The sequence below is a fragment of the Rheinheimera muenzenbergensis genome (assembly GCF_036984005.1).
GTDB classification, from domain to species: Bacteria; Pseudomonadota; Gammaproteobacteria; order Enterobacterales; family Alteromonadaceae; genus Alishewanella; species Alishewanella muenzenbergensis.
This window is the reverse complement of sequence record NZ_JALAAR010000002.1, coordinates 14,809-27,556: the sequence shown is the minus strand read 5'-3', so window position 1 is coordinate 27,556 and position 12,748 is coordinate 14,809. Positions and strand designations below refer to the sequence as shown.

Here is a 12,748-nt window from a genome sequence, read left to right as displayed (position 1 = left end):
CTAATAGCTTAATGCAAAAGCGCGCCTTGTAAAGCTTATACGCTGGCTACTCTTACCTCTTTACCATTGATTATCAGTTGCTTAAGCGAATTAACACCAAACTGATAGCACAGCTCCGCCGGCTGGCTGATGGCATAGCAGCCAAAATCAGCCCGCTGCCCTGCGACCAGACAACCACGATCAAACAGCCCCAATGCCTTAGCTGCATGTCGGGTTACACCCAGTAGTGCTTCCTGAGGCGTTAAGCGAAACAGGGTACAAGCCATATTCAGCATCAGCGGCAATGAGCACAACGGCGAAGTGCCGGGATTTAAATCCGTCGCCACCGCCATAGGTACACCGTATTGCCGCAACAAAGCGATAGGTGGTAACTGGGTTTCACGCAGAAAATAAAAGGCCCCCGGCAACAACACCGCCACGGTGCCGGCCTGCGCCATTGCCGCCACACCGGCCTCATCAAGAAACTCAATGTGATCTGCTGACAAGCCGGCAAACTCAGCCACCAGGGCACTGCCTCCTAAGTTTGACAGCTGCTCGGCATGGGCTTTAACCGGCAAGCCCAGTGCCTGAGCCGCGGTAAATAATTTACGTGTTTGCGCTACGCTAAAACCAATGCCCTCACAAAATACGTCCACCGCATCAATTAGCTTAAGTTTATTTAGCTCAGGCAGCATCTGACACACGGCTTCGATATAGCCATCGGCATCATTACTAAATTCTGCCGGCAAGGCATGCGCGCCCAAAAAGGTTTTTTGCACACTAACCGGATGATGCAAATCCAGTTGCGCCGCAACCTGCAGAATTTTCTGCTCGGTCGCCAGATCGAGACCATAGCCAGACTTAATCTCTACCGTTGTCACGCCTTGTGCCAGCAAGGTGTTCAGACGATCTTTCGCCAGTACAAACAAGTCTTCTTCACTGGCCGCCCGTGTTGCCGCTACTGTCGCTTTGATGCCACCGCCGGCCGCAGCGATGTCCTGATAACTGGCGCCATTTAGCCGCATTTCAAATTCGTTGGCACGGTTGCCGCCATATACCAGATGAGTATGGCAATCAATAAAGCCCGGTAACAGCCATTGCCCAGCAGCGTCATACAAAGGCGTGGCCAGAGCGTCAAAGGAGGGTAATTCGCTGCGCGCACCTACAAAAGCAATCAGGCCGTCTTTCACTGCCAGTACGCCGTTTTCAATAGCGCCATAAGGCTGGCCATTGTCAGCCATAGTGGCGATGTTGGCATTAATCCAGATGGCATCAAACTGCTGCATGGGAGCTCTCCTGTGTCGGCTAATGCGATAATTTTACACCAACAACTTGTATATACAATTAAGCTGCAGTATTTTTTGCTTAGCCGCAGTCTTTTTTAAGTTGCACGAGGGAAAGTGTTATGGCACTGGCTAAGTTTGCTGAAATAAAAGAGTACATGTTAAGCCAGATTGAGATTGGTGCCTGGCCCGAACATAGCCGGGTGGCGTCCGAAAACCAGTTAGCCGAACAATTTAGCGTTAGCCGCATGACGGCACGGCGGGCGGTACAGGAACTGACTGAACAGGGCATTTTATACCGTACTCAGGGCGTTGGCAGCTTTGTTGCTGCGTTGAAGTCACAATCATCTCTGTTAGAGATCCGTAATATTGCCGATGAAATTCACAGCCGCGGTCATGCATACAGTGCCAGCCTGCTGCAACTGACCGCACTGCCCTGCCCGGCGGTTATTGCCGGTGCGTTAGGACTGCAGCGCAACGAGCCGGTATATTTTTCTCTTATTGTGCATTTGGAGAACATGCAACCACTGCAGCTTGAAGCGCGTTATGTTAGCCCTAAGCTGGTGCCGGAGTATGTGAAGCAGGACTTTAATCAGCAAACGCCACATCAGTATTTAAGCTTTATTGCGCCATTAACTGAGGCAGAACATACCGTCGAGGCAATCTGGCCGGATGATTTTACCTGCAAGCATTTAATGCTAAAAAAGGCTGAACCCTGCCTGCGTCTGACCCGCCGCACTTTTAGCCGTGAAGGGGCGGTCAGTCTGGCCTATTTAACCTCACCGGGTAGCCGCTACCGTTTAGGCGGTCATCTTAATTTTTCCTTACCCGGCAAAGGCACAACTGCCTGAAAACGCAGAGCCAGCGGAAGAATTGGCCGTGACACAATTGTTATACTGCCATCAGGGCAACGGCAGCAGCCCCGCCGCCTAAGCAGTCAGACGAGAATGGCAGCACCAAAATGGTGCTACTGCCCTTTTTTCGTTCAGGTTCCCTTTTTTCTGGCTGGACCAGTACCAGATTCTTTGTTAACTTCAGCTTGTTTATCAAACAGCTGCTGTCTATGGTTAAGACACAGCAACAGTCTGGAGTTTGCCTCAGTGGTCACCTTAAAAGTTGCGCATAAAATCATTATTGGCTTTGGTTTTATTGCTCTGTTGCTGTTGCTCTCCAGTGGCTCGGCACTTCTGAGTTTTGCTGCTATTACCCAATCCAGTGATCAGGTAAATCAATTAGCGGTACCGGTGCAGCAGCAAAGTAATGCTGCGCAAATCCAGTTGCTAAAATTAGCCAAACTGTCTGCTCTGGGCTACACCGCTGAAAGCGCTACTGAGATCAGCAACTACCAGCAACAATTTAACAGCGGCAGCACGACCTTGCGTACACAACTGGCCAGTCTGACGCAACTAACTTCACAAGAGACGGCCTTTACCGCAACGTTGGCCGATATCGACAAACGCTATCAGCAATATGCCGACGCTGTTGCAGCTATGTTCGACGCGCGTCAGCAAAGTATCCTGCAACAGCAAAATGCCAGTACTGAATTTACGACGCTGGAGCAGCTGATTGACAATATAGGCGCCAATCTACTCGACATTTCCTATCTGGAATTCCCCGGTGGTGAACAGCAGATGGAATTGATTGCCGGTAGCGCCAACCGCATAGATGGCCAGCTGCTGGGCTTACTGAATACGCTGAAAGAAGTCACTGCCAACAGTGAACTGGCTGCTGCGGAAGCCGCCCAGGAAAATGTTGGCTTTGCGCTTAGTGATATGCAGGTCAATATCGACTACATGGCAAACCAGCTTAGTGGCCAGGAAACCGATGGGCTATGGCAAGCTGTCACCGAACAATTAGCCCAACTAACAAGCCGGTTGCAGGCAGACAACAGCCTGGCGAATATTAAACTACAGCAGGTCACCAGATTGCTGGCCGCGCGCAGCCAGCTAAATTTATCAGAACAGCGGGTTGAACAAGTTATCATGGCGCTGGACAGCCTGCTGTCGGCCGCCGACAGTCAATTTACCACCCTGCAGCAACGGGTATCAGATTCTGTCAGCTCTGGTAACACCCGTACATTAGTGTTAATGCTGGTGCTGATTGTTCTGGCCGTCACCACTGCCTACCTGACCATTAACACTATGCTAAAACCACTGGCGGGTATCAACAAGGTACTCAGCGATATCGCCAAAGGCGACTTATCACGTAAATTACAGATAAAAACAGAAGACGAGTTTGGCGTCTTGTCTGCCAAGGTAAACAGTTTAACCGCTTCATTAAGCAGCCTGATCATCAACATTCAGCAAAACGCTGTGCAACTTAATGAAAACGCCCGTCAATCCACGTTTGAAGTCGGCGAAATAAACGACTCGCTACAACATCAGCAACAGCAAATTGCTGACGTTAATCAGGTGACACATCAGTTAGCCGACAGCACCCGCGATATAGCGGCACAATCGAATGAAACCACCAATGCGATGCAACAAGCACTGGCACAGAGCAAACAAATTGACAGCATAGCGGCACAAAACAGCAAACTCATTAATAACCTGGCAGAAAAGCTGGCAGCAACCAGTGATGTAATGAGCCGGGTTAATGATGAAGCCAATAATATTGGCAGCATTTTAACAACCATCCGCAGCATCGCCGAACAAACCAACTTGCTGGCTTTAAATGCCGCTATTGAAGCGGCCCGCGCCGGCGAGCAGGGCCGCGGTTTTGCTGTGGTGGCCGATGAAGTTCGCTCACTGGCCGGTCGGACACAACAGGCGACCGACGAAATTCGTCAGATGATCGAAACACTGCAACAGCAAAGCCACCAGGCTGTGCAAGCCGTAACGGACGGCCAAAGTGATGCAGACAGTTGTGTGGCGCAAATGCAGGAGCTGGTGTCATCATTAAGCCTGGTTAACCAGGCTATTGCGCACACTCAGCAAATTAGCAGCAGTGTTACGGCCGCAACCGAGCAACAACTGCATTTGGGCACCAGCATCGGCGACAATATGCAGCAAATGATTGAAGTGGCACATGTCAGCAGTGAAAAAGCCGAGCGTACGCTGCAGCACAGTGACGGAGTGTCTAAACTGGCATTGGAGTTAAAACAGGCAGCCAGCGCGTTTAAAGTGATGTAGCTAAAACTCAGATTATTGCCAGGCAACCTTGCAGGCAAATAAAAAGGCTGGACGAGTCCAGCCAGGCAGGAAGTATTTTATCCATCTGTTTTTATTGATTCCTTTCGCGAACCAGTTTGCCAAAACAGTGATAAAAAACCCGATGAAAAAGTGATATCACGCCTAAACTAATGCAAACTGTTGCTCGCGGATACGTTTTTGCTGCTTTTTCAAACTTTTTGCGTCCAGTAAATCAATATTTGCTTCCTGCGCAAATATCCAGGCTTGATTACTAAAACCGTGATAACTGACTACCAAACCGTGTGGCAGATCAGCCGCCAACATCTGCTGGAATAATGCCCGCACCTGACTAATATCAACCTGTCGTTTGTTCTGTTGGATCAAAACCAGTTTATCGGTATCGCCATGCAGGCAGTGATATTCTGCACCTACCCGGTTTGAATGGCTAAGCTTGCCCTGCGTCTGCAGTAAGCGCTCCGCATCCTGAATAAACTGCTGTTGTTTATCCGCAGCTGATAGCATGTTTTTAAACGGCGACACTATACCAAACAGTTGATGCTGCTCATCCAGTTCAAAAAACGCCAGTACGTTAAAAATCAGCGCTACGACAAACATCAACACAAAGGTCCACAACATAAAAGCTGACCAGAACGCCGACAGTACCCAGCTGTTATCACTAAGCAGCAATGAATGCTCGGCAAACAGTAAATACACCGCACCGGCAACAATACCTAGTGCAGTACTGACAGAAGAAATTAATAACCATTTATTGTTCATAACAGCCTCAGCGCCATCCGTTGAGTGCAGAGTATTAGGCCGGCGCGGCAGAATTTCCTGATAAGAAGCTGATAAATGCGTTATAAAAGCTTGGTTTGATTATTTCTTCATCAATCACAATAGGTTAGTGCATCAACTGCATTGGCAAAACGATATTGAAAAGCAAAATGCTGCGTAAATTGCTCTGCCAATGCACGATGCGATATCAGCTTATCATCAGAAAAACTGACCTGGGCCTGCAGGCTATCGCAGGCCGCCTGATAAAACTGCCGTCGTGTTACGGCAAGCGGGCAGCTCAGATTGTAGCGTGCAGACTGCAGAGTCTGGCTATTAAGCAACTGCTGTACTGCACGGCAGGCGTCGTCTGCATGCAGCATATTGATAAAGCCCTCTGGATTAGCCACCTCTTTACCGGCAACAAAACGACCAGGATGACGTCCAGGCCCAATCAAGCCCGCCAGCCGTAATGTAATGCACAGCGGTATGCCTTGCTGCAGGATCTGCTCACCGTTCGCCAAAAGTGCAACCCGCTCAATATCCATGCACAAAGCAGCCGTTTCATCGACATCGCCGCTTAGCCCCTGATAAATACCTGATGAACTGAAATGGATTGCCGCCAAACTGCCCGCTCGCTGCATTAATAGCGTCAACCGGCTTAAGGCATCGGCATAATGACCGGTAGCACCGCTGCGACTACCAGCCGGAATAGCACAGATTACTATTGCGCCTTCCAGCGCCGCATAAACCTGCGACGTTGTATTGTCGGCCGATAAATCCAGCAGCAGAGGCCGGACAGCGTCGGGTAAATTAACCAGGTTTTGTGCCTGGCGCCGACTGGCATAAACCTGATGACCAGCTGCAGACAACGCTCCCGCCAGCTGGGTTCCCAACCAGCCACAGCCAACTATGACTATTTTCATTGTTTTGCCTTAACCGGTAAAACCGCATAACGTCCCGAGAACTCTGCCGCCAGTGTATCGCCCGAGTAAATCTCCACCTTAATTTGTTGCACCACTTTTTTACCCTGCGTTAAAGCGGACAAGTCACCAATGCAATGACGTAACGAGCAACGGGCACTGGGAAGTTGCTCTACCGGACGGCGGTACTTAATACTGGCATCGGCCAGTACCTGATCGCCGGTTAAACCAAGCTGCTTCAACTGCAGATATAACATGCCCCAACCGGTTAACGTCGCCAGTGCATAAATACTGCCGGCAAACATAGTGCGATGCAGGTTAATGTTCGGCGCCAGCGGCGCACTGCACAACAGACTCGCACCATCAAACTGGCTGATATCCAGTTGCATATAAGCTGTTAGCGGTATGGTCTGCTGCCAGGTGGTGTTCAGCTCATTGCACCAATGCTGAAATTGTTGCTCTGTACCCTCTAAGCGTAGCGATTTCTGCATCAACCAATGAGGGATACCAAACATAGGCGCTGCAGCTGCTTGCTGTTGATAACCCGCGCGCTGATAAAAACCTTTGGCACTATCGCGGGCATTCAGTTTAAGCCTGTGACAGCCCCAGTCCACAGCCTGCTGCTCCAGCGCATCCAGTACATGCGCGCCAGCGCCCTGGCCACGAAAAGCTTCAGCTACCGCCATGTAGCGCACCTGAGCTGTACGGTCATCCAGCCGGTGCAGTCGCCCGACCGCGGCCAGTTCACCTTGTGGACTTAGCAGCATCAGATGATAAGCCTGCGCTTCCAATTCATCCCGTTCAGAGCCCGGTGCTTGTTGCCAGGGGGCGCGCAGTATCTGATAACGCAACTGAAAGTATTGCTGCCATTCGGCATCATTGGCCGGACTACGTATTTGCCAGTGCCGCATAGGGGAATTCCTCATTAACTTTGCAATAAAAACGTGACAGGGCCATCATTGACCAGGCTAACCTGCATATCGGCGGCAAAACGTCCGCTGGCAACATTGAGGCCAAGCGCCTGACATTGGACAATAAACTGCTGATAATATTCCAACGCCTTGTCGGGGCTTGCCGCCGGCGTAAAGCTGGGGCGTAAACCAGACTGCGTGTCAGCTGCCAGGGTAAACTGAGACACCACCAGCAAACTGCCCGATGCCTGTTGCACATTTAAATTCATTTTACCGCCGGTATCGGCAAACACCCGGTAATGGCACACCTTGTGCGCCAGTTTAACGATATCAGCTGGCGTGTCAGTGGCTTCAACACCAAGCAAAATCAACAAACCGTGCTCAATTTGCCCTAGCGTCTCACCGGCCACGGCAACCGATGCGCTACTCACGCGTTGTATTAGTGCTTTCATATTACAGCTTTGTCTCTGAACTATCGTCATCCGGATTGTTTTGGTCCGGGTCGTCAATATCTGCTTGTTCAGTATCGGCGGCGATTTGCTGCAACAAAGCGGTTAGCTCTGCGCCAAGCAACACCACCAGCCAACACAGATAAATCCAGACAAACAGTATTGGTACCAATGCTAAGGCACCGTAAATAGTGTCGTATGCCGGGAAATGAGTTATGTAAAGTGCAAAGCCGCGTTTAGATAACTCAAACAGCAACATGGCCAGTAAGGCGCCACAAAGGGCGTGCCGGGCACGTACTTTTATATTCGGCACGACCAAATACAAAATAAAAAATGCCGCCAACGACATCAGGTACGGCACTATGCCAAGCAATAGTGTCGACAAACCCGGCGTATAATCATCGGCAAAGCGGGTTAAACCAATCAGGTAAGAACTCAGCGCTATTGAAGAACCAAACAAAATCGGGCCCAGCGTTAAAATCATCCAGTAAATAGAAAATGAGATGATAGGCCTCGGTCTTTTACTGACCCGCCAGATTTTGTTTAAAGATTTATCTATATTGTGGATCAACAACAAGGCCACACACACCAGTGCGGAAATGCCGACAGCCGTCATACCGCCGGTATTACCAATAAACTGGCTAACATATGTCTGAATTTCTTCGCCGCGAGATGGGATCACGTTGGCATAGACAAAGGCTTCAATATTTTGCCGAAACTGATTAAACATCGGAAAGGCTTTCAGCATAGAAAACATTACCGCAATCAATGGTACCAGCGACAGCAGCGAAATATACGCCAGATAACCGCCGATCATGCCAATTTGGTCTTGCTGGCAGCGCTGCAAGTAAAGCCGGATAAATCGCAGGCCGGATTGCCAGTAAGTAAGCCATGTACGCTGCATAAGGTCTCCGTGTCAGCTGATAACGCCAGAGGATACAAGAAATTCCGGCTTGCAACCAGTACTGCCCGTCGGCTTACAGCCAATAAAAAAGCCGGCAAATTGCCGGCTCTGTTAAACAAAAACGCTATTAATCAGCACTGCGGCTGGCACGTTTCCGATCATTTTCTGTCAGGTGACGCTTACGGATACGGATAGACTTAGGTGTAACTTCTACCAGTTCATCGTCATCAATAAACTCCAGTGCCTGCTCCAGCGTGTAACGGATAGGTGGTACCAGGTTTATTGCTTCATCAGTACCTGAAGCACGTACGTTGGTTAACTGCTTACCTTTTAAACAGTTAACTGTTAAGTCATTGCTACGGCTATGAATACCGATAACCTGACCTTCGTACACTTCTTCGGCATGGCTGATAAACATCCGGCCACGTTCTTGCAACGAGAAAATGGCATAACCGGCGGCTTTGCCCATGGCGTTAGAGATCATCACACCATTAGTGCGCTGACCGATAGTGCCACCTTTATGCGTACCGTAGTGGTCAAAGCTGTGGTACATCAAACCGGTACCAGAGGTAATCGTCATAAACTCAGTACGGAAACCGATTAAACCACGGCTTGGCATCTGGAAATCCATGCGGATACGGCCTTTACCATCTGGCTGCATGTTGGTCATTTCAGCTTTACGCTCGCCCATACGCTCCATGATAGAACCCTGGTTTTGCTCTTCACAGTCGATGGTAACGTTTTCCATCGGCTCCATCCGCACACCATCAACGGTCTTCATAATAACTTCTGGCCGTGATACCGCTAATTCAAAACCTTCGCGGCGCATGTTTTCAATTAATACCCCCAGGTGTAATTCACCACGACCTGACACTTTGAATTTATCGCCGTCAGCGGTTTCTTCAACCCGCAATGCCACGTTATGTTTCAGCTCGTGCGTTAAACGCTCTAAAATTTGACGCGAAGTAACAAACTTACCTTCTTTACCAGCGAAAGGTGAAGTGTTTACCTGGAATGTCATGGTAACAGTAGGCTCATCTACCTGCAGTGCCGGCAGTGCTTCTACTTTAGTGGTAGCACAGATAGTGTCAGAGATTTTCAGCTCGCCCAGACCAGTAAAGGCCACAATGTCACCAGCAGAAGCTTCTGTGGTTTCAACCCGTTCTAACCCGAGGTAACCAAACACCTGACCAACTTTGCCATTACGCTTAGTGCCATCGGCGCCTATAATGGTAACCTGCTGGTTTGGCTTCAGGCTGCCGCGTTTAATGCGGCCGATACCGATAATACCTAAGTAACTTGAATAATCCAGTTGCGATACCTGCAGCTGGGTTTCACCGTCCAGTTCAACCGCTGGAGGTGCGACATGCTTAACAATGGCTTCAAACAGATCAGTAATATCAGTTTTCGGCTCGTTGTAATCCAGCGTAGCCCAGCCGTTTAAAGCAGATGCATAAACAATAGGGAAATCCAGCTGCTCGTCGGTTGCACCTAAGTTATCGAATAAATCGAACACCTGGTCGATAACCCAATCTGGCCGTGCGCCCGGACGGTCAATTTTATTCACGACTACGATAGGCTTTAAACCGTGGGCAAAGGCTTTTTGCGTTACAAAGCGCGTTTGCGGCATCGGGCCGTCAACCGCGTCAACCAGTAACAGTACTGAGTCAGCCATCGACAATACGCGTTCTACTTCACCGCCGAAATCGGCGTGACCGGGGGTATCAAGAATGTTGATGTGGTAACCGTTCCAGCGCACCGAGGTGTTTTTTGCCAGGATAGTTATACCGCGCTCAGATTCCTGCGCATTCGAATCCATAACGCGCTCCTGTAATTTGGCGCGGGCGTCGAAAGTGCCAGACTGCTGTAGCAGTTTGTCAACCAAAGTAGTTTTACCATGGTCAACGTGCGCAATAATGGCAACATTGCGCAGCTTGTCTAAGTAGGTCGCGGTAACGCTCATGTAAATATATCCTCTGTGGCACTAGATGACCGTAATGACCACCAGGCAAAACTAACTAAAACGAAAGGGCGCATATTCTACTCTGTTTTTAACAGGAAAGAAAAACAGCAACTGCAGTTTTAGCGATTTTTTTTCCCAACAGCAAATTCAGCATCTACACTTAGCCCTGCCGTAACGCACCATAACAGCACAGCAATGCACCATAATCGTGCAATACGCCAAATCCTAAGCGTCGCGCAATAATGCATGTTATTTTAAATCAACAACTTAAATGATTGGCATATATCTGGCATTTAATGGCGCAACACCGCTTAAATAGTTCAAAACAGGTCAATTTGGAGGAATGCATGTCTGCATCATCTGTACTGAGTTTAATTAAAGAAAATGAAGTAAAGTTTGTCGATTTACGTTTTACTGACACTAAAGGTAAAGAGCAGCATGTTACCGTTCCGGTTAATCAGATCACCGACGACTTTTTTGAAGACGGTAAGATGTTTGATGGCTCTTCTATTCTGGGTTGGAAAGGCATCAACGATTCCGACATGATCCTGTTACCAGATGCCAGCAGCGCTGTACTGGACCCGTTTTTTGAAGAAACCACATTAAACATTACCTGTGATGTTATTGAACCAAGCACCATGCAGGGTTATGACCGTGACCCACGCTCTATCGCCAAACGTGCTGAAGAATACCTGAAGTCAACCGGCATTGCTGACACCGTGCTGTTTGGCCCGGAACCAGAATTCTTTATGTTTGATGATATCCGTTTTGAAACCACAATGTCGGGCTCGTTCTTCAAAATTAACTCAACTGAAGCAGCCTGGAACTCAGGTACCAGCTACGAAGAAGGCAACAAAGGCCACCGTCCTGGAGTAAAAGGCGGTTACTTTCCATTACCACCGGTAGATTCAGGTCACGATATTCGTAGCGCCATGTGTATGGTACTGGAAGAGATGGGCCAGACCGTTGAAGCGCATCACCACGAAGTGGCAACAGCCGGCCAAAACGAAATTGCGACCCGTTTTAATACCTTAACGAAGAAAGCGGATGAAGTGCAGCAACTGAAGTACGTTATCCACAACGTTGCCCACTTATACGGCAAAACCGTTACCTTTATGCCAAAACCATTGGTAGGCGATAACGGTTCAGGTATGCACTGCCACCAGTCACTGGCTAAAGACGGTGTTAACCTGTTTGCCGGCGATAAATATGCCGGTTTGTCAGAGCTGGCGCTGTATTACATTGGCGGTATTATCAAGCATGCTAAAGCACTGAACGCGTTCACCAACCCATCAACTAACTCGTACAAGCGTTTAGTACCACACTACGAAGCGCCAGTTATGTTGGCATACTCTGCCCGTAACCGTTCAGCGTCAATACGTATTCCATTGGTGCCTAGCGCCAAAGCACGCCGTATTGAATGCCGCTTCCCGGATCCGGCAGCAAACCCGTATCTGGCATTCACTGCTCAGCTGATGGCTGGCTTAGATGGCATTCAGAATAAAATCCATCCTGGCGATGCGATGGACAAAGATTTATACGATCTGCCAGCAGAAGAAGCCGCGAATATCCCACAAGTTGCCTCCTCACTGGAAGAAGCACTAAATGAACTGGATAAAAACCGCGCTATCTTTACCAAAGGCGGCGTAATGTCTGATGCGATGATTGATGCCTATATTGACATCAAACGCGCTGAAGCACGCAAAGTTGCAGTCGCAGTACATCCACTTGAATTTGAACTGTACTACAGCGTATAAAGCTTCTAATGCTGTTAAAAAGCTCACTTAGGTGGGCTTTTTTTTTGTAGAATTATCAGCTAAAGCAAGCTAGAGTAATCCGATGGAACTACAATAATAACAATGACCGGATGCTGTACAACACATGAAAAAAATACTGTTTTTTATTGCCGTCTTCTTATTTGCTGTCACGCCATTACAGGCACAGCAATCGAAAAAAGTTTTTGTTACCCGCGATGCTAACGGCGTACTGGTGTTTTCTGACAGCCCGCAACCAGGTGCCGAAGAAGTAAACCTTAGCCAGAGAGCAAATATTATGGCGGCTACTGACGCCACCTTACCAAACACGCGCAAAGAAGAAATTGAAGCCTTTAACGTTGAAATAGTACAACCGGAAGAACAAGGTACCGTGCGCGACAATACCGGATCGGTTTACGTATCAGGCAAAGTGAATCCGATGTTTGAACGGGGCTTGCGTTTACGTTTACTGTTAGACGGTAAGCCGCAGGGCCAACCACAAAACTCTGCGGTTTTTATTCTGCGTGAAGTTGATCGTGGCGAACACAAACTACAAATGGAATTATTCGACCAAAACGGCAAGCTTATTGCAACAAGTCCTGTAACAACCTTCTATTTACATAGAGCTTCGGTAATTTCACCAAATTAGTGCAGGCGCTGTGCAATTCAGGTAAATCTGA

The 12,748-nt window shown here is 48.8% G+C and carries 11 protein-coding genes; 4 read left to right on the top strand and 7 right to left on the bottom strand.

What is annotated here, in order from left to right:
* Window positions 1-35 precede the first annotated feature (35 nt).
* Window positions 36-1,265, bottom strand: a complete 1,230-nt coding sequence (gene hutI, locus MN202_RS02270; RefSeq protein ID WP_335734469.1) for an imidazolonepropionase — start codon at window positions 1,263-1,265, stop codon at window positions 36-38.
* Between the two features lie 119 nt (window positions 1,266-1,384).
* Between hutI and hutC the strand changes: the two genes are divergently transcribed.
* Together hutC and MN202_RS02260 are read left to right on the top strand one after the other, a co-directional pair.
* Entirely contained in the window at window positions 1,385-2,113 is a 729-nt protein-coding gene (gene hutC / locus MN202_RS02265; protein ID WP_335734468.1) for a histidine utilization repressor, read from the top strand.
* Window positions 2,114-2,362: 249 nt separating this feature from the next.
* On the top strand, window positions 2,363-4,393 hold the full coding sequence (locus MN202_RS02260; protein WP_335734467.1) for a methyl-accepting chemotaxis protein: 2,031 nt from the start codon (window positions 2,363-2,365) through the stop codon (window positions 4,391-4,393).
* A gap of 162 nt (window positions 4,394-4,555) precedes the next feature.
* On the opposite strand, the gene MN202_RS02255 is transcribed toward MN202_RS02260, so the two are convergent.
* From MN202_RS02255 to typA, 6 genes are all read right to left on the bottom strand, one after another.
* A complete protein-coding gene (locus MN202_RS02255; protein WP_335734466.1) occupies window positions 4,556-5,170 on the bottom strand; it encodes a restriction endonuclease in 615 nt (204 codons plus the stop codon).
* 110 nt (window positions 5,171-5,280) lie between these two features.
* Complete coding sequence (locus MN202_RS02250) at window positions 5,281-6,090, bottom strand: NAD(P)-binding domain-containing protein (protein WP_335734465.1); 810 nt, start codon at window positions 6,088-6,090, stop codon at window positions 5,281-5,283.
* Window positions 6,087-6,998, bottom strand: coding sequence for a bifunctional GNAT family N-acetyltransferase/hotdog fold thioesterase (locus MN202_RS02245; protein ID WP_335734464.1), 912 nt, complete (start codon window positions 6,996-6,998; stop codon window positions 6,087-6,089). Before MN202_RS02245 ends, MN202_RS02250 begins: the two co-directional genes overlap by 4 nt.
* Before the next feature lie 14 nt (window positions 6,999-7,012).
* On the bottom strand, window positions 7,013-7,450 hold the full coding sequence (dtd, locus tag MN202_RS02240; protein WP_335734463.1) for a D-aminoacyl-tRNA deacylase: 438 nt from the start codon (window positions 7,448-7,450) through the stop codon (window positions 7,013-7,015).
* A 1-nt stretch (window position 7,451) separates the two neighbouring features.
* Entirely contained in the window at window positions 7,452-8,351 is a 900-nt protein-coding gene (locus MN202_RS02235) for a virulence factor BrkB family protein (protein ID WP_335734462.1), read from the bottom strand.
* 127 nt (window positions 8,352-8,478) lie between these two features.
* Window positions 8,479-10,314 (bottom strand): translational GTPase TypA, encoded by a 1,836-nt coding sequence (gene typA / locus MN202_RS02230; protein ID WP_335734461.1) that lies wholly within the window; start codon window positions 10,312-10,314, stop codon window positions 8,479-8,481.
* Window positions 10,315-10,661: 347 nt separating this feature from the next.
* On the opposite strand from typA, the gene glnA reads away from it, so the two are divergent.
* On the top strand, window positions 10,662-12,071 hold the full coding sequence (gene glnA / locus MN202_RS02225) for a glutamate--ammonia ligase (RefSeq protein WP_335734460.1): 1,410 nt from the start codon (window positions 10,662-10,664) through the stop codon (window positions 12,069-12,071).
* 124 nt (window positions 12,072-12,195) lie between these two features.
* On the top strand, window positions 12,196-12,717 hold the full coding sequence (locus MN202_RS02220; RefSeq protein ID WP_335734459.1) for a DUF4124 domain-containing protein: 522 nt from the start codon (window positions 12,196-12,198) through the stop codon (window positions 12,715-12,717).
* Window positions 12,718-12,748: the final 31 nt, after the last annotated feature.